Source organism: Paracoccus saliphilus, from assembly GCF_028553805.1.
Taxonomy (GTDB): domain Bacteria; phylum Pseudomonadota; class Alphaproteobacteria; order Rhodobacterales; family Rhodobacteraceae; genus Paracoccus; species Paracoccus saliphilus.
The window spans coordinates 4,124,208-4,148,185 of sequence record NZ_CP067140.1; the positions used below are offsets into that span (position 1 = coordinate 4,124,208).

Annotated in this window: 21 protein-coding genes; 12 read left to right on the forward strand and 9 right to left on the reverse strand. The window is 61.6% G+C overall.

Translation table 11 applies throughout. The features are described 5' to 3' along the window. The first annotated feature begins 52 nt into the window (after positions 1–52). The 10 genes from JHX88_RS19795 to JHX88_RS19840 all read left to right on the forward strand — a co-directional run bounded on the left by JHX88_RS19795 (position 53) and on the right by JHX88_RS19840 (position 9,793). Positions 53–1,120, forward strand: a complete 1,068-nt coding sequence (locus tag JHX88_RS19795; RefSeq protein WP_076528572.1) for an ABC transporter ATP-binding protein — start codon at positions 53–55, stop codon at positions 1,118–1,120. Then, the gene (locus tag JHX88_RS19800; RefSeq protein ID WP_076528570.1) at positions 1,117–1,968 is read left to right on the forward strand and encodes an ABC transporter permease; all 852 of its coding nucleotides are present in this window, start codon (positions 1,117–1,119) and stop codon (positions 1,966–1,968) included. The genes JHX88_RS19795 and JHX88_RS19800 overlap by 4 nt, the downstream gene beginning before the upstream one ends. After that, positions 1,965–2,765, forward strand: a complete 801-nt coding sequence (locus JHX88_RS19805; protein ID WP_076528568.1) for an ABC transporter permease — start codon at positions 1,965–1,967, stop codon at positions 2,763–2,765. Before JHX88_RS19800 ends, JHX88_RS19805 begins: the two co-directional genes overlap by 4 nt. Next, positions 2,762–3,880: an NAD(P)/FAD-dependent oxidoreductase gene (locus JHX88_RS19810; RefSeq protein ID WP_076528566.1), complete on the forward strand. Its 1,119-nt coding sequence runs from the start codon at positions 2,762–2,764 to the stop codon at positions 3,878–3,880. Before JHX88_RS19805 ends, JHX88_RS19810 begins: the two co-directional genes overlap by 4 nt. Then, on the forward strand, positions 3,873–4,166 hold the full coding sequence (locus JHX88_RS19815; RefSeq protein WP_076528564.1) for a (2Fe-2S)-binding protein: 294 nt from the start codon (positions 3,873–3,875) through the stop codon (positions 4,164–4,166). Before JHX88_RS19810 ends, JHX88_RS19815 begins: the two co-directional genes overlap by 8 nt. Continuing rightward, entirely contained in the window at positions 4,163–5,557 is a 1,395-nt protein-coding gene (locus JHX88_RS19820) for an NAD(P)/FAD-dependent oxidoreductase (RefSeq protein ID WP_076528561.1), read from the forward strand. Before JHX88_RS19815 ends, JHX88_RS19820 begins: the two co-directional genes overlap by 4 nt. Beyond that, a complete protein-coding gene (locus tag JHX88_RS19825; RefSeq protein WP_076528559.1) occupies positions 5,554–6,696 on the forward strand; it encodes an NAD(P)/FAD-dependent oxidoreductase in 1,143 nt (380 codons plus the stop codon). The genes JHX88_RS19820 and JHX88_RS19825 overlap by 4 nt, the downstream gene beginning before the upstream one ends. A 10-nt stretch (positions 6,697–6,706) precedes the next feature. Beyond that, on the forward strand, positions 6,707–7,051 hold the full coding sequence (locus tag JHX88_RS19830) for a RidA family protein (RefSeq protein WP_076528556.1): 345 nt from the start codon (positions 6,707–6,709) through the stop codon (positions 7,049–7,051). A 274-nt stretch (positions 7,052–7,325) separates the two neighbouring features. After that, on the forward strand, positions 7,326–8,993 hold the full coding sequence (gene ggt, locus JHX88_RS19835; protein WP_076528554.1) for a gamma-glutamyltransferase: 1,668 nt from the start codon (positions 7,326–7,328) through the stop codon (positions 8,991–8,993). A gap of 68 nt (positions 8,994–9,061) precedes the next feature. Further along, positions 9,062–9,793, forward strand: coding sequence for an SDR family NAD(P)-dependent oxidoreductase (locus tag JHX88_RS19840; RefSeq protein ID WP_076528552.1), 732 nt, complete (start codon positions 9,062–9,064; stop codon positions 9,791–9,793). Positions 9,794–10,079: 286 nt separating this feature from the next. Here JHX88_RS19840 and JHX88_RS19845 read toward each other — a convergent pair whose 3' ends face one another. Beyond that, entirely contained in the window at positions 10,080–11,012 is a 933-nt protein-coding gene (locus JHX88_RS19845) for a 2-hydroxyacid dehydrogenase (protein ID WP_076528550.1), read from the reverse strand. A 38-nt stretch (positions 11,013–11,050) separates the two neighbouring features. On the opposite strand from JHX88_RS19845, the gene JHX88_RS19850 reads away from it, so the two are divergent. After that, the gene (locus tag JHX88_RS19850) at positions 11,051–11,965 is read left to right on the forward strand and encodes a LysR family transcriptional regulator (protein WP_076528547.1); all 915 of its coding nucleotides are present in this window, start codon (positions 11,051–11,053) and stop codon (positions 11,963–11,965) included. Positions 11,966–12,031: 66 nt separating this feature from the next. On the opposite strand, the gene JHX88_RS19855 is transcribed toward JHX88_RS19850, so the two are convergent. From JHX88_RS19855 to JHX88_RS19890, 8 genes are all read right to left on the reverse strand, one after another. After that, positions 12,032–12,841 (reverse strand): creatininase family protein, encoded by an 810-nt coding sequence (locus JHX88_RS19855; protein WP_076528545.1) that lies wholly within the window; start codon positions 12,839–12,841, stop codon positions 12,032–12,034. Positions 12,842–13,080: 239 nt separating this feature from the next. Continuing rightward, positions 13,081–13,800 carry an SDR family NAD(P)-dependent oxidoreductase gene (locus JHX88_RS19860; RefSeq protein ID WP_272848122.1) on the reverse strand — a complete coding sequence of 240 codons (720 nt, stop codon included), beginning with the start codon at positions 13,798–13,800 and terminating at the stop codon, positions 13,081–13,083. After that, positions 13,797–14,813, reverse strand: a complete 1,017-nt coding sequence (locus tag JHX88_RS19865) for an ABC transporter ATP-binding protein (RefSeq protein ID WP_272848123.1) — start codon at positions 14,811–14,813, stop codon at positions 13,797–13,799. The genes JHX88_RS19860 and JHX88_RS19865 overlap by 4 nt, the downstream gene beginning before the upstream one ends. Further along, entirely contained in the window at positions 14,813–16,684 is a 1,872-nt protein-coding gene (locus tag JHX88_RS19870; RefSeq protein ID WP_076528543.1) for a dipeptide/oligopeptide/nickel ABC transporter permease/ATP-binding protein, read from the reverse strand. The genes JHX88_RS19865 and JHX88_RS19870 overlap by 1 nt, the downstream gene beginning before the upstream one ends. After that, on the reverse strand, positions 16,681–17,640 hold the full coding sequence (locus tag JHX88_RS19875; protein WP_076528541.1) for an ABC transporter permease: 960 nt from the start codon (positions 17,638–17,640) through the stop codon (positions 16,681–16,683). The genes JHX88_RS19870 and JHX88_RS19875 overlap by 4 nt, the downstream gene beginning before the upstream one ends. 10 nt (positions 17,641–17,650) lie before the next feature. After that, on the reverse strand, positions 17,651–19,183 hold the full coding sequence (locus JHX88_RS19880; protein ID WP_076528539.1) for an ABC transporter substrate-binding protein: 1,533 nt from the start codon (positions 19,181–19,183) through the stop codon (positions 17,651–17,653). A 71-nt stretch (positions 19,184–19,254) separates the two neighbouring features. Continuing rightward, a complete protein-coding gene (locus JHX88_RS19885; RefSeq protein ID WP_076528537.1) occupies positions 19,255–20,865 on the reverse strand; it encodes a hydantoinase B/oxoprolinase family protein in 1,611 nt (536 codons plus the stop codon). Continuing rightward, positions 20,862–22,961, reverse strand: coding sequence for a hydantoinase/oxoprolinase family protein (locus JHX88_RS19890; protein WP_076528534.1), 2,100 nt, complete (start codon positions 22,959–22,961; stop codon positions 20,862–20,864). The genes JHX88_RS19885 and JHX88_RS19890 overlap by 4 nt, the downstream gene beginning before the upstream one ends. A 116-nt stretch (positions 22,962–23,077) precedes the next feature. Between JHX88_RS19890 and JHX88_RS19895 the strand changes: the two genes are divergently transcribed. Then, positions 23,078–23,779 (forward strand): GntR family transcriptional regulator, encoded by a 702-nt coding sequence (locus JHX88_RS19895; protein ID WP_084203316.1) that lies wholly within the window; start codon positions 23,078–23,080, stop codon positions 23,777–23,779. Positions 23,780–23,978: the final 199 nt, after the last annotated feature.

Consider the following 23,978-nt stretch of genomic DNA (forward strand, 5'->3'; position numbering starts at 1 on the left):
CCGGACCGCCCGAAATCCGGCCGTCCTCGAAATCGAACGATAGGGTATCTCCATGGCGTTCCTCGAACTTCAAGGCCTGACCAAGCTGTATAATAACTTTCCCGCCGTCTCGGATTTCAACCTCAAGGTCGACAAGGGAAGTTTTGTGTCGCTTCTTGGCCCCTCGGGCTGCGGAAAGACCACAACACTGCAAATGATCGCGGGATTCACCGAGCCGAGTTCGGGAAGCATTTTCCTGAACGGCAAGGACCTGTCCAACATCCCGGCGAGAAAACGGGGACTTGGGATCGTCTTCCAAAGCTACGCGCTGTTCATGCACATGACCGTCGCCGAGAATGTCGCCTTCGGGCTCGAGATGCGCAAGATCGACAGGGGTGAACGCGAAAACCGGGTCGCCGAGGCCCTGGAGCTGGTTCACCTGAGCCATCTCGCGGATCGTTATCCCGTCGCCATGTCGGGCGGGCAACGGCAACGCGTCGCCCTTGCCCGGGCACTTGTCATCGAACCCGAGTTGCTGCTGCTCGACGAACCGCTGTCGAATCTCGACGCCAAGCTGCGCGAGGAGATGCAGCTTGAATTGCGGCGCATTCAGCAAGAGGCGGGGGTCACGACCGTCATGGTGACGCATGACCAGTCCGAGGCGATGGCCCTAAGCGATTCAGTCGTCGTCATGGAAAACGGCAAGGTCCGGCAGGAGGCCACGCCTTTCGACGTCTACGAGACCCCGACATCGCCCTTCGTGTCGAATTTCCTTGGTAAAAGCAACAATATGCAGGCTGAATTGATCTCGAAAACACCAGAAGGCGCGATCATTGAGTGCAACGGGATCAGGCTCGAAAGCGATCCCGTCTTACTGCCGCAAGGTCCGGTGGTGATCGCTCTTCGTCCGGAACGCATCGAGATCGCCTCTTCTGCCACGGATATTCCAGGCAAGGTTACAGAGCGGGTTTTCCTGGGCAGCCAATGGTTGCTGAAGGTCGAAACCGGACTGGGTGAACTGCTCGTCACCCGCCGCAATATCGGGCATCAGGAGGCCGCGCCCGGAGATCAGGTATTCCTGGGCTGGGACCGCAAGCATCTGCGCATTCTGCCCGTCGAGGAGAAGGTTTCCCGGACATGACAGGACAAAGATCATGGCTGCTCAGCGCCCCGGCTTTGGCGTTGTTCGGTGTTCTTCTCGTCGTGCCCCTGATCATGACCTTCGTGCTGAGTTTCAACAGCTTCGATTTCTATGAAGGCATCAGCAACGACATGTCGCTGGCGAACTACAAGGAAGTTCTGGGCGACTCCTATTTCTACGAAATCTTCTGCCGCACCTTCGCCATCGCCCTGGCGACAACCGTCATCTGCGCCATCATCGGCGTGCCACAGGCATATTTCCTGAACCGGATGACCCCGTTCTGGCGTTCGGTGATGGTTCTGGTCACACTGGGGCCCCTGCTGATCTCGGTCGTGGTCCGGACGTTGGGCTGGGCGATTCTCCTGGGCAACAAGGGGGTCATCAACACGGCACTGACGGATTTTGGCCTGATCGAGCGTCCGGTCAAGATGATGTATACCTCGGGCGGCATCGTTCTGGCATTGGTGCATGTGATGATCCCGTTCATGGTGCTGGCGGTCTGGGCCTCGCTTCAACGACAGGATCCCGCGACCGAATCGGCGGCGGAATCACTTGGCGCCGGACCGGTGGTGGTTTTTCGTAGAGTCGTGTTTCCACAGGTGATCCCCGGCATATTGTCGGGCTCGCTGATTGTTTTCTCGCTTTCGGCCAGTGCCTTCGCAACACCGGCCATCCTTGGCGGACGGCGGGTCAAGGTGGTTTCAACGACGGTTTATGACGAGTTCATGAATACGCTTAACTGGCCGCTCGGGGCCGCAATCGCAATGCTGCTACTGCTTTCGGTGCTGGTGATCATGGTCAGCTGGAACCGCCTCGTCGAACGCCGATACAGCGAGGTCTTCGCATGAAACCGAACGGTATCTTCGCCAAGCTATTCTCTGTTCTGTTCGCCCTGTTCATGCTCGGTCCGATCATCGTTGTTGTGGGCGTTTCCTTCACCCCCACCGGCTATCTGGAGTTTCCGCCCAGTGGTATCTCCTTCCGCTGGTTCCGCGAAATCCTGAACCACCCCGATTTCATCGCCGCCGGTTGGGTCAGCCTCAAGCTGGGCTTTGCCTCGGCCTGCGTCGCGACCGTGCTGTCGCTGCCGGCGGCGCTTGCCATCGGCCGAGGCAGGTTCCGGGGGCGCGAGGCGCTGCAATCGCTGTTTCTGTCTCCGCTGATGGTGCCGACGGTCGTTTTGGGGATAGCCTTCCTGCGTTTCCTCACGCTTGTCGGGCTGAATGGCACCTTCTTCGGGTTGATGCTGTGTCATGCGATCATCATCACTCCCTTTATCCTGCGATTGGTGCTGGCCGCGGTCATCGGGCTCGACCGGTCGGTCGAGATGGCGGCGACCTCACTGGGCGCCTCCGGCTGGACGGTGTTTCGCCGCATCACCTTGCCGGCAATCATACCGGGTGTGATCGGCGGTTGGGTGCTCGCCTTCATCACCAGTTTTGACGAACTCACCGTCACGGTATTCATCGTCGATCCCTCGACAACCACCCTGCCCGTCCGGCTCTTTTCCCATATCTCGCAGACCACGGACCCGCTCGTGGCGTCGATTTCCACCGTCGCCATTCTCTTCACGGTCGTCCTGATGCTGTTTGTCGACCGCCTCTATGGTCTGGACCGTCTGCTGATTGGAGAGGGAAAACGATGAATAACAATTCCATCACCTCCGATGTGCTCGTGGTAGGAGGTGGTCTGGTCGGGGCGGCGATCGCATGGGGGCTGCTGGATCGGGGGCTGACGGTAACCGTTCTTGACGAAGGCGATATCGCGCTGCGGGCGTCGCGCGGGAATTTCGGGCTGGTCTGGGTCCAGTCCAAGGGCGACAAGATGCATGAATATGCCCGCTGGACACGCCGATCCGCCGATCTCTGGCCCGATTTCGCCGAACATCTCGCCGAGGAAACCGGTATTTCCCCCAGCTACGAGAAACCCGGCGGCCTGCATTTCATCCTTTCCGAAGAAGAGGACAGGCGGGTCCACGCCCAGCACCAGCGAATGCACAATGTCAACGGAGAGCGCGGTTACGGAGCCGAGATGCTGGATCGACGACAACTCGACGAGTTGGTGCCCGGTTTGGGACCGGAAGTGATCTCGGGTTCCTACTGCAAGCATGACGGCCACGCCAATCCGCTGTTACTGCTGCGCGCATTGCACAGGGGCCTCGGTCTCCGCGGCGGCCGCTATATCCCCGATGGGCGAGTGGAAACGCTCGAACGGGACGGCGACGGCTTCAGGGCCACTACCAGTCATGGCAGCTATCTGGGCGGCAGGATCGTGCTTGCGGCGGGGCATGGCAACAAGGTGCTTGGCCCGATGCTCGGACTGGATGTTCCGATCCACCCGGAAAAGGGGGAAATTCTCGTGACCGAAAGGGTCGCACCCCTGCTGCCGATGCCGACACATGTCCTGAGACAGACCAACGAAGGCACGATCATGATCGGTGACAGCCACGAAAACACGGGCTATTCGACCGATTCCGTGACCCCGGTCATGTCCGGCATCGCGCAATATGCGATCCGCTGCTTTCCGGCCCTGAGGAACCTGCGCGTTGTCAGGTCATGGGGCGCAGTCCGCATCCTCAGTGCGGACGGCTTCCCGGTCTATCAACAGTCCACCGATTTTTCCGGAGCCTATACGATCAATTGCCATTCGGGCGTAACCTTGGCCGCCGCGCATGCCGGTCCGCTGGCCCGGATGATCGCCGAGGGCGAATTCGAGCCTGAAATCACCGCGTTCTCTCCCAGGAGATTCGATCATGCCTAAACGTATCGACCCCGATACCGAAACCGTCACCTTCACCTTTGAGGGGCAGATCATCAGGGCGCGGCCCGGCGACACGGTCGCATCGGCGCTTGCTGCATCGGGTATCCGGCATCTGCGAGACAGCGCGGTTTCGGGGGAGCCCAGGGGAATATTTTGCATGATGGGTGCCTGTTTCGATTGCTTGGTCGAGGTGAACGGCCAGCCGAACCGGCAGGCATGTATGACCCCGGTCTCACAAGATTTGGCCGTCAACAGACAAAACGGCGGCGTGGAGGTGAAGGTATGACCCGGCTCAAGGATGTCGTGATCATCGGTGCGGGCCCCGCCGGCATGGCTTGCGCGGTCGAGGCGGCGGCCAAGGGTCTTTCGACCGTCGTGCTGGACGAGAACCCACAGCCGGGAGGGCAGGTTTACCGCGCGATCGAATCCGCGTCCGAGAACCGGCTACGTGTTCTGGGTCACGATTACGCCCGTGGCCGGGAACTCGCCTCGGAATTTCGACAGTCGAGCGGTGTGGATTACCACCCGGGCAGCACCGTCTGGAATATCGGCCCCGACCGGCTGGTAGAATTTTCTCGGGACGGAAAATCCTCCGCCATCCGGGCCAGCCATCTGGTCGTGGCAACCGGCGCCATCGAGCGGCCCTGCCCACTGCCCGGCTGGACATTGCCCGGCGTCACGACCGCCGGTGCACTGCAAATTCTTCTGAAAACCTCCGGCATCACTTACCAGGACACGGTTCTCACCGGAAGCGGCCCCCTGCTCTGGCTGCTGGCGGCACAGATGGTCGATGCGGGCTCGCCTCCGAAGGCAATCGTCGAAACAGTGCCAAGGGGGCGCTTGTTCAATGCCCTTCCCGAACTGATGACCGCCTTGGGCGCGCGGGAATATCTTCTCAAGGGCATGTCGATGATCCGCAAGGTAAAACGGGCCGGCGTCAGGATTCATGTTGGCGCCGACGATATCGCCATCGAGGGCAGCGGAGCGGTCAGCGCAATCCGGTTCAGATCGAAAGGGACCGAGCATCGAATTGCCACCGATGCGGTAGCGCTGCATCAGGGGGTGGTTCCCAATCAGCAGGTAACCCGGCTGCTGGGCTGCCGACATTTCTGGGACGACAGCCAGAAGTGCTTTCGCCCGAAGTTGTCCGAAGATCGCGAAACCAGCTGCGCGCATGTTTATGTCGCAGGCGATGGCGGCGGGATCGAGGGCGCGAAATCGGCAGAGATGCAGGGACGGCTCGTCGGGCTCGCCATCGCCGAAAAGGAGGGGCACGGAACCGACCCGCGCATTTCCGAACTCCGTCTGACGCTGAAGCGGGAGGCCCATGTCAGGCCCTTTCTTGAAAAGCTTTATGCCCCGTCGCGACAAATTCTGCATCCGGACGATGCCACCGTTATCTGCCGTTGCGAGGAGGTCACTGCCGGTTCGGTCAGGGAGGCCGTCACGCAGGGCGCACCCGGGCCGAACCAAGTCAAATCCTTTCTGCGAACAGGCATGGGGCCTTGCCAGGGCCGTATCTGCGGACTTGTTGTCACCTCGGTAATCTCCGAAAGCGGCGGAAAATCCCCGGATGATGTCGATTACTATCGAATCCGCCCTCCGCTGAAGCCATTGCCGCTCGCCGAGCTCGCCGATTACTCGGCCGACATTCCGGGTTCGCGGGACACGGCATGACCATCGTTCCGGCCCGGCACACGACGCCTGACCTGCTCATCATCGGCGGCGGCATCCACGGCTGCGCGGCTGCCCTTTTTGCGGCAAAGCGCGGCATGTCCGTCACCGTCATCGAAAAAGATTCCGTCGCGCGCCATGCTTCGGGCGTGAATGCAGGAGGGGTGCGCCGTCTCGGACGGGATTTCGCGGAGGTTCCGATCTCCGTGCGCTCCATGCAGATATGGCACGACATCCCGGATCTGCTAGGCGAAGATTGCGGCTTCCAGATCGCACCACAGATCAAGCTTGCCGAGAATGAGGATGAACTGGCCAGCCTGCGCAAGCGTGCGGACGATCTGGCGATGCTGGGTTTCGAACACGAGGTCGTGCTGGACCGATCTCGCGTGCGCGAGCTGTTACCGGCGGTCGCCGATCATGTCGTGGGCGGATTGGCCTGCCTGGACGACGGTTTCGCGCAACCCTTCTGGACCACGACCGCTTTTCGGCGAAAGGCAGAGCACCTGGGCGCGGTCTTTGTCGAGGGTGTCCGGGCCGAACGTCTCGTGCGCGAGGCAGGAGACTGGATAGTGGCGACCTCGGCGGGCAGCTACCGGGCCCCGAAAGTGCTGATCTCCTGCGGCGCCTGGTCTGGGATCCTGGCCGCGCAACTGGACGAGCCGGTGCCGGTCCATGCCATCGCGCCGCTGATGCTGGTCACGTCACGGCTCCCGGCCTTCTGCAATGCAGTGGTGGGTGCAACGGGACGCCCGCTCTCCTTCAAGCAGATGCCCAATGGCACGGTGGTCATCGGCGGCGGCCGGCGCGGCATCGCCGAGCCGGCCAGCAACCGCTCCGAGATCCTGTTCTCGCAACTCCGGTTGACCGCCGATACCGCGATCAGCCTGTTTCCGATCATGGCCAGTGCCACGATCATCCGGACATGGTCCGGCATCGAGGGTTGCATGCCCGACGAAATACCGGTGATCGGCGCATCAAGGAAACACGAGGGGATCTTCTACTCCTTCGGCTATTCCGCCCATGGTTTTCAGCTGGGTCCGGCTGTCGGGGAGTTGATGGCCGAGCTTGCAAGCACCGGTTCTACCCAGACCGATCTCTCGAAATTCTCGATAGACCGCTTCCCCTCCAACCAATGCCAATAAGGAGACAGGCATGATCAAGCGCTACGTACAAACCAAAATCAATCATCGCGTCGTCGAAGCCGCAGGTATCCTGCATTTCGGCGGGCTGATCGCCGATGATCTGTCTCTGGATATGAAAGGCCAGACAGCGCAGGTCTGCCAGAAGATCGACAAGCTTCTGGAAGAGGTCGGCTCCTCGAAGGAGCAGTTGATCACGGCGATGATCTACATCGCGGATTTCTCACAAAAAGACGGCATGAACGAAGCCTGGCTGGAATGGCTCCCGGCCGAGCATTTACCTACCCGCGCCACAATCGGCGTCGCGGAACTGGGTAAGGATGTGCTGATCGAAGTGGTAGTCAGCGCCGCCCGCTGAGCATTCCCGGGAAGACGGCGCCGCCCGATTCTTCAGGATTTCTGCAAGGCCGGGTCAGATGGCTGTTCCTCCGACGTCGCACGACTGGCCAGTCGATTTCAACGGCGCTGCAAGGTGATATCCTGCCCAGTTCCAGAAAATCGCTTGGCAATCCCGGCCGGAAGCTTGAAGATCGCATCCTGAGGCCCGGCAGCCCCTGTGCGGCCCGCCCCCGGACTCAACATCTCTGTTCCGCGCCGTCTCCGATGATGGTCAGTCTAGGAGAGAACAAGACATGATCGAAGCAAGACCCGCCCTCCCCTTTCTCTGCCGAAAAGCCCCCGCGCAAGGGGCCGGGGGCGTGGTGGTGACCAACCATCCGCTCGGTTCTTCTGCCGGGCACGAGATGCTAGCTGCCGGAGGAAATGCGGTCGATGCCGCGGTAGCCTCGTTGCTGGCCCTGACAGTTGTCGAGCCGATGATGGTTGGCATCGCCGGTGGAGGTGTGGCGCATTTGCGTCTGCCGGACGGGTCGCATGTGGTATTCGACTGCCTGTCACAGGCCGCGGCCTCGGCACGTCCCGACATGTTCCGGCCAGTCGCGGACGAGTTGCCCGACTACATGGAAACCGAGGGCCGACGCAATCTGCTCGGCCCCGGCTCGGTTGCCATACCCGGCAATCTGGCCGGCTGGTGCGCCATGCAGGCGCAGCACGGCAAACTGCCATTTTCCGACGTCATCTCTCCGGCGATCCGGCTTGCGGCGGGAGGATTTCGGGTGACGCAATACCTGACCGGAACCATTCAACGCCACGCCGAGGACATGGCATCGGATCCAGAGATATCGCGTATCTTCCTCCCCGATGGAGCGCCCGCGCAGCCGGGGCATCACCTCGTGCAGGCCGATTACGCGGAAAGCTTGGCGCTCATCGCCGATCAGGGCGCCGCCGCGTTACATGGCGGCGCGCTTGGACAGGCATTGGTCGAGCGGCTGGCCACAGGCGATGAGGATACCGGTTCGGTCACGCTTGCCGATCTGGAAAACTATCGTCCGCGCGAACGAGAAGCGATCATTGGCCGGTATCGTGGGCACGAAATTGCAGGGCCGCCGCCGCCGGCATCTTCGGGGGTGCATGTCACGCAGATGCTCAATATCCTCGAAGGCTACGATCTGGCCGGGATGGGGTTCGACAGTACCGAAAGGCTGCACCTGCTGGCCGAAGTGATCCGCATCGGTTTCGAGGATCGCCGCGCGGCCTCGGGAGACCCGGATTTCGTCGATATTCCGGTAGAGAAGTTCATATCGAAGGATTATGCCACAGACTGCCGTATGCGGATTCGCGAAACCGGCACTGCGCATCAACTTGCCCCCAACCGTGAAAGCCAGAACACCACGCATGTCACCGTGGCTGATCGCGACGGCCTGATTGTTTCGGCCACGCATACGATCAATGGGCTGTTCGGCGCGCGTTTCATGGTTCCCGGCACCGGGATCATCCCCAACAACTACATGTATAATTTCGACCCGCATCCGGGCAAAGCACTCTCCATCGCGCCCGGCAAGCGCGTTCCGACCTCGATGGCACCGATGATCGTGCTAAAAGGCGGCAGGCCATGCTTTGCACTCGGCCTGCCCGGTGCATTACGTATCTTTCCCTCGGCGCTGCAGGCCATCGTCAACCTGATCGATCACGGAATGACGCTCCAGCAAGCCGTGGAAGCCCCGAGGGTCTGGACCGAGGGCGCGCATGTCGAACTCGAACCCGACTACGCGCATCATGCGGCAGCACTCGAAAAGATGGGCCATGACATCCGCCTGGTGCCGCATATCGGGGGCGGCATGAACGCCATCGCCTTTGCCCCCGACGGAGAGATGACCGGCGCGGCATGCTGGCGTGCGGACGGAACGGTTTCCGCGCTTGGCGGGGGGCTGGCCGAAGAGGGGGTTTCTTTCCATATCTGACCTGACCGACAGGGCCGGTTTTGGGCTGCTCCGGAGAATGTAACCCGAAGAATTCAGGATGAACCCAGATGACACAGAAGACGTTATTGCTGACCGGTGCAAGCCGCGGCATCGGGCATGCGACGGTCAAGGTATTTCAAGCGGCCGGGTGGCGCGTACTGACGGTTTCGCGCACCGCCTTCGACTCGCGCTGCCCTTGGCACGGCGGCGCCACCGATCATTTCCAGAGCGATCTATCCGACCCGGCGGCCCGCAAGGACCTGGCGGCGCGGGTGCGCGCAACGCTGGGCGATACCGGGCTGCATGCCATCGTGAACAATGCCGGCATCTCGCCCAAGGGCGAGAACGGCGATCGAATGGGAGTGACCGCAAGCAGCGACGAGTTGTGGCAGCAGGTGCTGGCGGTCAATCTTGTGGGGCCAGCGGCACTGATGCGTGACCTGCTCCCTGAACTGCAACAGGGTCGAGGCGCGGTGGTCAACCTGGGCTCGATCGTGGGTTCACGGGTGCATCCCTTCGCAGGGGTGGCCTATGCCTGCTCCAAGGCCGCGCTTGCCGCCCTGACCCGCGAGGCCGCCGCCGAACTCGGCCCGCGCGGCATCCGCGTGAACATGGTCACACCGGGTGAGATCGACACAGAGATCCTGTCTCCCGGCACCGAGGAAATGGCGCGGATCATCCCGCTCCGAAGGCTCGGCACACCCGACGAGGTGGCGCGGGTCGTTCTGTTTCTCTGCTCGGAGCAAGCGTCCTATGTGAACGGCGCCGCGATCGACGTGAATGGCGGCCAGCATGCCTGATCACCAGGGCCGCGCCACAATAGCCCGGCCCGATCCCTGCACGAAACGTCGCAGCCCTACTTTTCCATTCAAGTATTCCAGGCGCACCAGCTGGTGCAGCATGGTTTCGAGAATTTGCCAGAGACAAGCCCCCCCTCCGGCTCATCACCGGGTGCAAGAAGTGTCTGTCTCCCTCGGAGCCACTCGACAGCATTTCGACATCCCGTTGAAATACGGAAGTTCTGCAGCTTGTTGTTTAAACGCATTTCCGGTTCTAAGGGCGGTCCCCACTTCTACTGAAAATACTTCAATAGCCACGTGTCGTATCCGCGAGATCGGCGCAAGTTCCGGTTTCATCGAAGGCTTTCAGATTGGCCGCGATCAGCCGCCCGCCGGTGACCGCGTCGATCTGCGAGGCCACATGCGGTGTTATCGTGATCGCAGGATGATCCCAGAACGGATGATCCGCAGGCAGCGGTTCCTGATGAAATACATCCAGCGTCGCCTGTTTGATCCGGCCGCTATCCAGCGCCGCCAGCAAGTCCTCGTCGACAAGGTGCGGACCTCGCGCGCAGTTGATCACGCAGGCCCCCATGGCCAATTTCGAGAACAGTCCGGCATTCAGGATTCCCCGTGTCTGGTCGGTAAGGGGCAACAGGTTCACAAGGATCTCGCAATCCGACAGGAACCTGTCGAGCTGATCGCTTCCGGCGAAGGTTTCGACATCGTCGATGGTCTTGGACGACCTGGACCAGCCCCTTGTCGTGAAACCAAGCCCCGCAAGTGTCCTTGCCGCCGCTTCGCCAAGATTGCCCAATCCCATCACTCCGACGATCCGCCGGGGCGCGACGGGCACCACGATGGCATGCCAATCTCGCTCGGCCTGCGCCTGCAGCTGGCGCGGCATGTCGCGGTGATGGCGCAGCACATGCAGCGCCACGTACTCGCGCATCCGCTGCGTGAGATCTGCGCCCACGGTCCGGATGACGGGCACGCCCTGCGGCAGATCACCATCGGCCAGCACATGGTCGATCCCCGCCCCGATGGATACGATGGCTTCAAGGTTCGGAAAGCGCGCCAGATCTCCGGAACGCGGACGCCAAACGACGGCATATCGCACCGAGGCCGGGTCTTCGATCGTGTCCAAAGCCGCTATTGTCCATCCAGGAAGCAGACTCTGCAACATTTCGACCCACCAATCGGTCTTGTCCTTGAGGGGAAGGTAAACGGCAATGGTCATGTGATCTCCTTCTTGTCATTTGGTCTATCGGAGAAGCGATGAATTTCAAGCAACTCGAAGCATTTTACTGGCTCAGCCAGATCCAGAATTACCGGTTGACCGCCGAACGGCTGGGCCTGACCCAGCCTGCGGTTTCGGCGCGTATCCATTCGCTGGAAAACGATCTTGGCAAGCTTCTGATCGACCGCGACGCGCCGGGATTCAGGCTGACCGATCAGGGCATGGAGGTCGCCGAATTCGCGTTGCAGTTTCTCAATCTGCGCGAAACCATGAATACGCGCCTTCTGGACAAGCAGAAGCAGCGCCTTTCTCTGGGCCTTGCCGGAATGGTGACAATCACCTGGGGGCCGCTTCTTCGCGACATGCTGCGGGACAGGCATCCGGAACTGATGATCGATTTCTATTCGGGCGCGGATGCGCAGCTGCAAAGATTCGTCGAATCCAGAACGCTCGACATGGCTTTCACCGCCAGCGGTGATCCGGCCCCGGAAACGGATTTCATGACGCGCTATCAGGTAGGCTGGGTTGCAAGGCCCGATATCGTCACGGATCGTGCCTTCCCGATGACGCCCGAAGCGTTGAGAAACTTGCCGCTGGTTCTCTATCCCAAGACTTCGCCGCTGTTCAATCCTGTGGCTGAGTATATCGACGAGATGCTTTCGCAACCCGCGCCCCGGCACTACGGTAACTCGCTGGCCACGATCTGCGAGATGGTCCGGCAGGGATATGGTGCCTCCGCTCTCGCACTGATCCCGTTGGAGGAGGATATCGCCGCTGGGCGGCTGATCCGCATCCCTGTCACCGAAGGCATTGCACCGCTGGAAGTGATCTGCACCTATAGCAACCCCGCCCGCCGCCAGCAGGCAAGGCTCGTGCTCGAAATCGCCCGTGAAGCTGCCCGGACCTGGTGTGCAGATCATCCTGCTTACGCCTCTTTCCACGGCTGTCCCTGATCCTCCCAAGGCGGGGTGGGCTTGTGTATTGACCGCCCTCCCGGTACTTCGGCCCCGTTCATATGTTCAATCATGCAGCCCACGGGCAACGTGATCCCGCACTAACCCCACACCAATACTGGTCAGCCGCGCAACCAACGCCTCGCCGGTCTCGGCCGAGCAAAGCGTGGGGTCGCAACCATAGGCGCCGGTTTCGGTTGCTTCCAGTGCCTCGATAGGTACCTGGATATTCGCGCCGTCATAGGAAATGGTGGAAAAGCCCGAGATTTTCATTCCCTTGATCTCATTGCCCATAGGTGCGGCACGGCGCAGGTCGGGGCGCAGAAGATCGGGGTAGAAATGCAGCCCGACCGAGGTCAGCGGGTCGCCGCCATGGCCCGAGGTCTTCCGCGCCGTTTCGGCCCCGATCAGATCGGGAAGCTGGCCATAAGCCACTTGCCACAGATACATCGAAGGCACGAACAGCCCGGCCTTCTGCCGCCAACGCAACGCCACCTCGGTGATGGCGGGTACATTGCCTCCATGGCCATTGACGATCATCAGCTTGCGGATGCCATGCCGGTTCAGACAGCCGAACATGTCGTCAAGCAACGCTACAAGCGTTGAATGGCTGATCGAGATGCCGCCATGGCTGGACTCGAAATAGTCCTTGCCACCGAAGGGAATGACCGGCGCCACGAAACAGGACACACCTTCCGCCCGCACCTTCCTGGCAATCTCGGCCGCCATCAGGTCGGCCGCCATGTAATCCCCCATCGGCGCATGGATGCCCTGATCCTCGAGCGAACCCATCGGCAACAGCACCACCGCATCTTCGGTCAGATGCTGTCGCGCCTCTTCCGAGGTCAGTTCGGCCATGCGGATTTTCTCGATCATGTTTGCACTCCGGCTGTCTTGTCGTTTCGCTCGGGAAGAGTGAAACGGCTGCGACCGGTGGATGTCCAATTGAAACGGATTGTCGGGCGATAGAGAAAATTTTCGGGCTTCATGAATGCGGGCGAGCGGGCGTGCCGCCCGATGTTCCTGCACGGCAACCCAAAGCGCCGCCGATCGCCACGAGATCGCCCTCTTGCGGGTACCGGGCACCCCTTAGAGGCTATCCACCGCAGGCCGCATTACAGGCCCGGCTCGTAGCGCCAGTTCACCGCCAGTTCCGACACGCTCGCCGTGTTCGGCAGCATCACGATATCGGCCACAAGGCGAGCGAGGTCTTCGGGGCGGGTGATCTCATGCCGGGGCAGATCATGGTGCAGAGTCATATCGGTCGCGACGAAGCCCGGACAAATAGCACAGGCGCGAACGCCCGAATCCCACCCCGCGCGGCGGGCGGCATGCGACAAGGCCACCGCGGCATGCTTGGTCATCTGGTAACCCGCGTTCAGCCCCAACACACGCTTTCCCGACAGCGAGGCGAGCACGATTACTCGCCCTTGTCCACTGCGACAAAGCGCCGGCAGCGCCGCTCGGGTCAGGCGGAATGGTGCCTTCACATTGACCGCCAGCAGACGTTCCAGCATTTCTTCCATCTCATCGTCGGGCTGCGGCGGATCGGGCATAAGTTCAAGTGGCCCACCTGTTCCCGCGTTGTTCACCAGAACATCGATCCGGCCGAAATGCTTTTCGGTCGCCTGGACGAACGCCCGTGCGGCATCGGCACGCCCGGCGTCATATTCGGAGACAAGCGGTTTCACCGCCACCAGGTCCGCAGGCAGCGAGCCGGGATCACGCAGCCCTAGCGACAGGCGATATCCTCGCCCTGCCAGTGCCCACGCGATTGCCGCTCCGATCCCACGATTTGCGCCGGTGATCATCGCGACGGGGGCATCTTCGGTCACACCTTTTCCCTCCTCTCGGTTTTACGAGTTCCAGCTTTGATGCAGGCCGCGCGCCAGTCCGTTCCCATCTGGTGATAATCGGGTACCGCAACAGCGCAAGCATTCTCCGCGATCGGGCAGCGGGTGCGGAACGGGCAGCCGGAGGGCGGGTTGGCCGGGCTTGGCAACTCGCCCGGAAGCACCCCCTCACCCGTCGCGGATCTGCGGGGATGCAGTGAGGGCGTAGCACTGAGCAGCGCCCGCGTATAGGGATGCGCCGGACTGCCGAAAACCTGCGTCGCTGGTCCCTCCTCGACGATACGACCCAGATACATGACCGCGATCCGGGTGCAGAGATGGCGCACCACATGCAGGTCATGGCTAATGAACAGCATGGCGAGATCAAGCTCGTTCCGAAGATCGATCATCAGGTTCACCACCTGTGCCTGGATCGATACATCGAGCGCCGAGACGGGCTCGTCCGCGACGATGAAATCGGGCCGTGTCGACAGCGCGCGCGCCACGGCGATCCGCTGTCTCTGACCACCGGAAAACTCATGTGGGCGGCGATTCGCAACTGTCGCGGGCAAGCCGACCTGATCGAGGAGCCGGGCGATCTCGGGTTTGACCTGTCCTGCCGGAACGATGCCATGGGTGCGCAACCCGTCAGCAATCTGCGCACCCACAGAGCGGCGCGGGTCCAATGAACCGAACGGGTCCTGAAACACCATCTGCATCCGCCGCGCGAGCCTGCGACGTTCTCGCCCGGCGAGGCTGTTCAGATCACGGCCATCGAAGATCACGTTGCCGGTAGTGGGTTGATCGAGCCCCAGCATCATTCGGCCCAGCGTCGACTTACCGCAGCCGGATTCACCCACCACCCCGACGGTTTCCCCCTTCGAAAGAGAAAGCGACACATCGCGCACCGCCCAGACATCCCGGCGTTGCCCCAGCAAACCCTGTCTCGCCGGGAAATTCCGGCCGAGCCCCCGCGCTTCGACCAGAGGGGTTCCATTCTGCGACATGTCGAACATCAGGTAACCTCCTTCCATCGGATACAGCGGGTCATACGGTCCTCGGCAGGGATGTTGGCTTCGGGCACACGGGCGGAACATGCTGGGCGCATGTCGGTGCAGCGCGGGGCGAAACGGCAACCCGGTGGCATGGCATGAGGCTGCGGCACCGTTCCCGGAATCGCCATGAGCCGTTCCGCCCCGCCCTCGGGCACCGACGCGACAAGTGCTGCCGTATACGGGTGGCGCGGGCGGGCGAAGACCTCCGCCACCGGACCTTCCTCGACTACTTCGCCGGCATACATGACCACCACTCGGTCGGCGATCTCGGAGACCACGGCAAGGTCATGAGTCACGAAGATCAATCCCATCTCCGGCGTGTCCTGCTTCAGCTGCTGAAAGAGCTGGAGGATCTGTGCCTGGATGGTTGGATCGAGCGCGGTCGTGGGCTCGTCGGCGATCAGCAGGCGCGGATTATTGGCAATGGCCACCGCGATCATCGCGCGCTGACGCTGCCCTCCCGACAGTTCATGCGGATAGGCGGCCAGCCGGTTCTCGGGATCGGGGATGCCGACATGGCGCAACAATTCGACAATACGCGAATGCAGCGCCACACCCTGCAGATCACTGCGCGCGCGGATAGCCTCGGCCACCTGTTCACCGATACGCAGAACCGGGTTGAGCGCGGCGGCGGCATCCTGAAAGACCATCGAGATCTCGGCTCCGCGCAGCTTGCGGAACCCGTCCTCATCCAGCTGCGCGAGCTCGATCGCCCCGCCCTGTCGTGGCGCGTACATGATCTGCCCGCCCGACACGCCAAGGGTATCGGGCAAGAGCCCCATCAGGGCAAGGCTGGTCAATGTCTTGCCCGAGCCGGATTCCCCGACCAGGGCCAGCGTCTCTCCCGATTTCAGCGTGATCGAGACGTCGTGCACCAGCTCCAACGGATCCCGGCCCGCCTCTACGGCGATGGCAAGATCGCGAATCTCCAGCAGCGGCGAATTGGCAGCGCGATTTTCGTTCACGGCATTGCCAGCCCCGAACCGGCGCGAGGATCGGCGCAGCCACAACGCGCCCCCGGCCGGCACATGGCGCGGATCAAGCACCGATTGCAGCCTGTCGCAGAGCAGGTTGAAGGTCAGGATCGTACCGGCCAGGGCCAGCGACGGCCAGACTAGCAGAAGCGGCGAGACCTCCATCGCACCGCGCGCCGCCCGGATCATCAGCCCCCAGGACGGAGTCGGAGGAACAACCCCGAGCCCGAGAAAGCTCAGCCCGCTCTCGATCACCATGGCCGACGCGACGACCAGCGACATCTGCACCAGCAGCGGTGGCGTGACATTGGGCAGGATCGTGCGCCAAAGAATGGTCAGCGGATGTGTGCCCATGGCCCGTTGCGCGGTAACGAAATCGAGCGCCCGGATTTGCAGCGTCGCGGCATAGATAACTCGCGCGTAATTAGGGGTGTAGAGAATGGTCAGTGCGAGGATCAACGGCCATGTTCCCGCGCCAAGGATCGTCACTACCAGCAGCGCCAACAGCAAGGGCGGAAGGCACAACACGACCTCGGAGGCACGCACCGTCAGGAACTCGACCACGCCGCGGAAATAGCCTCCCAGCAATCCCAACACGGTCCCGGCGAAGGCAGCGGCAAGCGCCGACCCCACCGCAATGAAAAGCGAGGCCCGCCCTCCCCAGATCAGCCGCGCAAGCACATCGCGGCCGAACCCATCTTGCCCCAGCCAATGAGCAGCCGAGGGTCCGGCAAAACGATTGGTCACGTCCATCTCCCGCACATCGGGCAGCGGCAGGATCGGGGCCGCCAGTACCAACGCGGCGACGATCATGATGATCGCACCGGGAAGCAGTAGCTTGCGGGTCGTGCGGCTCATGACTTCACCAACGAAATGCGAGGGTCGAGCAGCGCGTTCACTACGTCAACCACGAGATTGAGAAAGACGAAAAGGACGGAAATCGTCATGACGATGCCCACCACTTCGGGATAGTCGCGTGCGTCCACCGCCGCGACGAGATAGCCGGACAGGCCGGGCCAATTGAAGACGAACTCGACCAACACCGTACCGCCAATGAGCGTGCCCATCTCCAATCCCAGCACGGTCAGCACCGGGATCAGCGCATTGCGCACAACGTGACGGCGCAGGATACGGTTGCGTTCCAGCCCCTTGGCCCGGGCGGTGCGAACGTAATCGCGCTGCAACACCTCGAGCACCGAGGCGCGGCTCATCCGCGTGATCACGGCCCAGAGGGTGATCGCCACTGTTCCCGCCGGCAGGAGCAACAGTTTCAGATGCTCCAGAGGATCTTGCGAGAACGGCGCGAAACCACCCGCCGGCAGGATTTGCAGATTCTGTGCGAAGATCAGGATGATCACCGAGCCGACCACGAAAACCGGCGTTGACAAGGCCACCGACGCCAACAGAGAGATCAGCGCGTCGGCCTTGCCATCCGCCCGGATCGCCGCATAGGTGCCCAGCGGAACCCCGAAGATTGCCGCCAGCAACGCCGCCCCGGCGATCACCTCGAGTGTACGCGGCAACCTGAGTGCAATCTGTTCGATCACCGGAGTGCCATCACGAAACGACTCGCCGAAATCGCCGGAGAGGAATCCGGTCATATGCTCGAGATATTGTTGCCACAATGGTGCATTGAGCCCCATCTTCTCGCGCAACGCCGCGACGGCTTCGGGATCGGCGGCGACACCTCCCTGGCTCAACAGCAACTCTGCCGGATCCCCCGGGATGAGATGCAGAAGCAGGAAGACGGCCGTGACGACGAACCAGACGAGAAACAGGGCGACGAGGGTTCTGTAGGCGATATATCTGAGCATGGGGTGCCGGTCAGCCGAGCACGGTTTCTTCCAGCGTGATGCCGGAATAGAAGGTCAGTTGCCCCGGCAGATTGGTAAAGCCGGTGACGGAAGCCTTCATGCCGTAGCCCTGCGAGCGCCAGGCTAGACCTGCGATCGGCGTGGTTTCGATTGCGACCTCTTCCAGTTGCTTGTAGATCGCCTTGCGCTCTTCACTGTCGAAGGTTGCCCGACCCTTGGCGAAAAGCTCGGAAATTTCCGGGGTTTCCAGCCCGTAGCTGCGCGAGAAATTCGCGGGCAGCGATCCATCCAGAACATTACCCAACCCGTCAGGATCGTTGTTGTCCGCTGTGGTTCCCATCACCGCGAGATCGAACTGTCCCTCGTTGCCCTTCTTCACTCGCGTCGCCCATTCCGGCAGATCAAGCGTGGCATTGATACCGACCATCGAGAGATAGGCCTGACAAACCTCGGCGGTGGATTGATGCATCCCGTATTGCGCAGTAGCCAGCATCACGCAGTCGAAACCGTCTGGGTAGCCGGCCTCGGCAAGCAACGCCATCGCCTTTTCGGGATCGTAATTCCAGCTATTGGCGAGATCAGGGTTAAAAAATTCTGATTGCTCCGTAATGGGCAGGTGCTCAAGCGCGCCACCGCGACCGTAAAATGCCGCCTGCACGATATCTTCGCGCTTGATCGCATGGGCCACGGCACGGCGCACCAGCGGATTGTCGAAGGGCGCGCGGCTGCCGTTGAATGTCAGGTACATGAATGGACCATCCACCCCGTCAAGCCTGAGATTCTCGTTTTCGTCGATCTGCGCCATTGCCTGCCACGGCACATATTCGGCAAGATCCACATCCCCGGCTTCGAGCGCCGCCACGCGCAGGTTCTCATCCGCGTAGACGGTCGCCTCGATCCCGGCGAGCTTTGGCAAACCTTCCTTGTAATAACCGTCATAAGCCTTGAGGCTGATCGATACGCCACGATCGACCTTGTCCAGCATGAAGGGGCCGGAACCGATCTTGGTGTCGGGTGCCTCTCCTTTCTTGAGAATCGGCATGTGGTAATGCGCAAACCAGCCGGGCAGCACCGCCAGAGGTTCTGCGGTGACCATGCGAACGGTCTTGTCGTCAGGCGTCTCGACGGTCGTGATCCGGGCAAACTGCCCTTGCATATAGGCGGCGGAATCGGGTTTCTGCACTTCCGAAACGGTCCACGCCACGTCCTCGGCGGTTACGGGCGATCCGTCGTGCCAAGTGGCATCTCGCAGCTTGAACACCCAAGCGCCCTCGTCGTCCACATCCCAGCTTTCGGCTAGTTCACCGCGCAGCATGCCGTCCGAGCCATAACTGACCAGCCCGCGATGCATCATCAGCTTGATCGTCCCGGCGGCGGTCCCACCGGAGGTCCAAGCGTCGAATGTCGGTGGAAATGTCGATAACGCAAAGCGTAGCGTTCCGCCTTCCTGTGCCATGAGCTTGCGCGGGCCGAGAAAGGCAAGGCCGCCGGCAACAGCACCGGTGGTGGCAAGAAATCCGCGGCGATTGAATCCTGTGGTCATGTTCCTGGTCTCCTTGTCGGGACAGCTACCTCGATGTAGCCATTGATTATATTTTCTTTTGCATCAGGATGTTATCCTGCTGCGACTTGGTCCTCATCATGAGGCGCGGCACGTTCTTCAGGGCGGCCGTAGCCGCCGCCGCCGGGTGTGACGACCTCCAGCCATTCTCCAGCGCGTAATTCGCCCTGCCCGCGATCGAAGGCAGAAGTGCCGGGGCTGGTCACAAAGCCTCCGTGGCCACCCGGTCCGCCGCCCAAAAGCCCCCAGGATCGCGAGAGGTTACGCGAGATATCGACCCGGACCATGCAGTCCTCAGTGGCGCGATAGACCCTGCGCAGCCCCATGCCGCCACGATATTTACCGGCTCCCGCCGAGCCGTCGACCAGTTCGTAGCGTTCGAGGATCAGGGGATATTCCACTTCCAGCGCCTCGACGGGAAGGTTCGAAGTGTTGGTCGCGTGAACATGGATACCATCCAGTCCGTCGGCAGCGGGGCGCGCGCCCCCGCCTCCACCGATGGTCTCCAAATAAACCCAGTAAACCCCCTTATCGGGGCCGGTCTGCCGCGTGCCGGAAAACACCGCTACGGTGCAGGTCGAATTGGTACAGGCAGAAACCCGTTCCGGCGCTGCCTGCGCAAAGGCCCCGATGATGAGATCGGCGACCCGCTGGCAAGTCTGGACTCGCCCGTTCACCGCTGCCGGATGACTGCAATTGAGCAATGAGCCCTGCGGTGCGGTGACAGTGATCGGTCGGGCAAGCCCGGCATTCGGCAGAATGGTCGGATCGACCACAGATTTGACAATGTAATAGACCGTCGCCAGCAGAGCGGTGCGTGTCATGTTGATGCCCGATCGCATCTGATTTGGTGCCTCGAATTCCAGCCCGATCTCGTCGCCCGAAATGGTCACGGTCACCGCGAGTGGTATCGGATCGTCGAAATCGAGCGTGTCAAACACATCCTCGAAACGCCAGCTCCCGTCAGGAAGGGCCGCGATCCCCGAGCGCATCTTGCGCTCGGCATAATCCAGCAACGCCTCCCCCGCCGCCAGCACTGTCTCCACCCCATACCGGGTGCAAAGTTCCTGGAAGCGATTCACCCCAACCCGGTTTGCCGCCATCTGGGCACGCAGATCCGACAAGCGTTCGCGGGGAACCTGGCAATTGAGCAGGATCAGCTCCTGCACATCCTTCTGTAATTTCCCCGCGCGGTACAGCCGGATCGGCGGGATGCGCAATCCCTCCTGGTAGATATGTGCATGGGCGCGATCCACGAAGTCCGAGTGGTGAGCGAGGTTCACCGTCCATGCGGCCAGGTCACCATCAATAAAGATGGGTTCGGCAAGCACGATATCGGGCAGATGGGTACCGCCTCCGCGATAGGCGTCGTTGCCAACAAACACATCTCCGGGGCGCATCTCGGCCGGATCGTGATTGGCCAGTACCATCGGGATGAAATCGAGGAAACTGCCAAGATGCACGGGAATATGTTCGGCTTGGCACAAGGTTCGCCCTTCACGGTCGAACAACGCCGTCGAACAATCGCGCCGTTCCTTGATATTGGTGGAATAGGAGGCGCGGACCAATGCCTCGCCGGTTTCTTCGACGATCGAGGACAATGCCGCTCCGATCACTTCGACGTTGATTGGGTCCAGCGTTAATGCGGCGGGCCGTGCGATCATTGAGGCAACTCCAGTATGAGGTTGTCGATCTCGTCCACCCGCGCTGTCACTCCGGGCGGCACGAGAGTGGTGGTGTCCATCTGCTCGACGATGGCGGGGCCGGTAAAACACATCCCCGGCGCCAGCCGATCACGGGCGTAGAGCGTGGTTTCGGTGAATTCGCGTGTCTCGGGATACCAGACATCGCGGCTGCCAATGACTGCTTCGGCAGCGTCTTCGGGGCCGAGCGGGTGTCGGGGCAGCTCCGCCTTTCTTACCAGACCCAAAGCCTCAGCACGGAAGGTCACGCAGAGGATACGCTCATCCTCGACAGCAAAGCCGTACATCTGTTCATGCGCCTGGGTGAAGCCTACCCTCAGCGCCTCAAGCGTAGCATCGGTAATCGGTCCCTCCGGGATAGGGACGGAAAGTTCGTAATTCTGCCCCTCGTAGCGCATATCAACGCGACGCGTGAGGCGGCGACGATCCGGTTCAATATCTTCATGCGTGAACCAATCCCCGGCCTCGCCTTCAACCTTGCTGGCTGTGGCAGCGATCTCGGCCAGCTTCTCGCTCTCCAGCGGGATCAGCCGGGTGACCGAAAAATCCGCGCGCAGATCGGTCAGCAATAGGCCCATCGCGCACAGAATGCCGGGATTACGCGGCACGATTACGCGCGACATCCCCAGTTCCTGTGCCAGCCGCACTGCATGTAGCGGCCCCGCGCCACCAAATGCCATCAGTGCGTAGGCGCGCGGATCATGTCCACGTTGCACCGAGATCACCCGGATTGCCTTGGCCATGTTTGCGGTCACCACCGAGATGATGCCCTGCGCTGTATCCATCCGGTCCAGACCCAGCCGGTCGGCCAGTCCGCCTATTGCCTCGAGGGCAAGATCGCGCCGCACCTCCATCCGCCCGTCGAGCAGATGGGTGGGGTTCAGCACCTGCAGCACGATATTGGCATCGGTCACGGTCGGCTCGGTCGCTCCGCGCCCGTAACAGACCGGTCCGGGATCAGCACTAGCGCTTTCGGGGCCGACCTTGAGCAACCCGCCGGAATCGATCGAGGCGATAGAGCCGCCCCCTGCCCCGACCGTGTGGATATCGAGCATGGGGGCCTTGATCGGGTAACCATGCACGAGGCTTTCATTGGTCTGCGTGGTCTGCCCCCGCGCCATCAGCGCCACATCCGACGAGGTGCCGCCCATATCGAAGGTGATGATGTCCTCGAAACCCGCGCGTTTGCCAATGGCCTGCGCGGCGACGACCCCTGTCGACGGCCCCGAAAGCACGGCCCGTACCGGCGTCTGCGCTGCCACCCCGAAACGGACGACACCGCCATTTGACTGGGTCAGATGCGGTGGGATCGGCAGGCCCAAACTGATCAGCCGCGGCGTCAGGCGACTGATGTAGCGATGCATGATCGGGCCGAGATAGGTATTGACGGTTGCAGTAGAAAGGCGCTCGAACTCGCGAAATTCCGGGGCGATTTCATGGCTGGCACAGATAAAGGCGTCAGGCAGTTCCTGCTCGACGATCCGCCGTGCCGCTTTTTCATGCACCGGGTTCACAAAGGCATAGAGGAAACAGATCGCCACCGCCTCGACCCCCGCCAGTTTCAGGGCGCGAGCCGCTGCCCGGGTTGCCTCTTCATCCAGCGGAGTCGCGATCTCTCCACTGTGCAGAACCCGCTCAGGCACCTCGAAACGCAACGGGCGGGGTACAAGAACCGGGGGTTTGCCAGCGAACAGGTCATAGAGATTGGGGCGTTTCTGTCGGCCTATCTCCAGCAGGTCGCGGAATCCTTCGGTCGTCAGCAGGCCAACTCTGGCCCCGCGATGCGTGATAAGCGCATTGGTTGCAACCGTCGTACCATGCCCCAGATAGCTGATCCTTGCCGCCGGATCATCCACCACGCCCGCACATTCACGCATCCCCTCTTCGACACCCTGCGCGATACCGCGCGACGGATCGTCGGGCGTGGAGGACACTTTCCAAACCGCGACATCGCCGGTGGCTTCGTCGAACAGGCAGACATCCGTGAAAGTCCCACCGGAATCGACTCCTACGCGCCAGTTTCCCTCACCGCCGGGATTTCGTGAACCGTCCATCATGTCACTGCTGTCCTTCTGGTGTGTACGCCATGTATACAATAAGAGAGTGAAAGCACTGTCCAGTCCCGTGACGGAGCGAAAGCCGAGTTCCGCCGCCCGAAGTATGGAGCAGACATATGACTGAACCGACCGGAAACGGCCCCGAAAGCGCCGAAAGAAAGCGTTCCACGAAGAACCTGGGCGAAGCGCCCGTTACCGCTCGGCAGCGTGCCTATAACGGCATCCGTGCCGGTATTCTGAAAGGGGTCTTTCCTCCCGGTGGCTTTATCGAAGAGGCGCTGGCCTGCGAAGCGACCGGTGTGTCGCGCAGCCCGGTCCGCGAGGCGCTCAACCGGCTTGCGGCAGAAGGGTTTCTGGAACTGCATCCGCGGCGCGGGGCGATGGTGAGGCCGCTTTCGGCTACCGAACTGCGCGATCTCTACGAGGTGCGCCGGATGATCGAGAGTCAGGCGGTTCATCTTATTTGCCAGAACCGCCGTCCAGTCCCGGCGAACATGTCTGAACTTTGCGACGCACATGAGTCGACCTCGACCGAGGATCTTTTGGCCTGCGTGGAAATCAACAGGCTGTTTCACCAGGCATTGGTCGCTGCTGCCGGCAATACGGTCCTGACCCAGGTCTTCGACAGCCTTCAGGCCAATCTGACCCGGGTTGCCATGCTGTCTTTGCAACTGGGAATCGGCAAGACCAGGCAGATCGAGCAGGAGCACCGCGCCCTGATCATCGCGCTGCAAGCTTACAACGAGACCCGCGCGACGGAAATCCTGGCATCCCATCTGAAGCCGATGCCGCGCCTCATGGACTCTTTGTCGGGCTAGGCGCGGATGGAAGACGTGGGCATGACTCGCGTATTCGATGGACATTGCGCCGATCTTGCTCCGATGCTGAGGGCTTCTTCGGGCTTTCACTTAGCCATATCCGACACGCTTGCCCCGGCCATTGTCCAATTTAAAAGATTTGTGGCAGGCAAGATTTTTCTTATCGCGCGGATATCCCCGGCCACGGGTCATGTCGGCC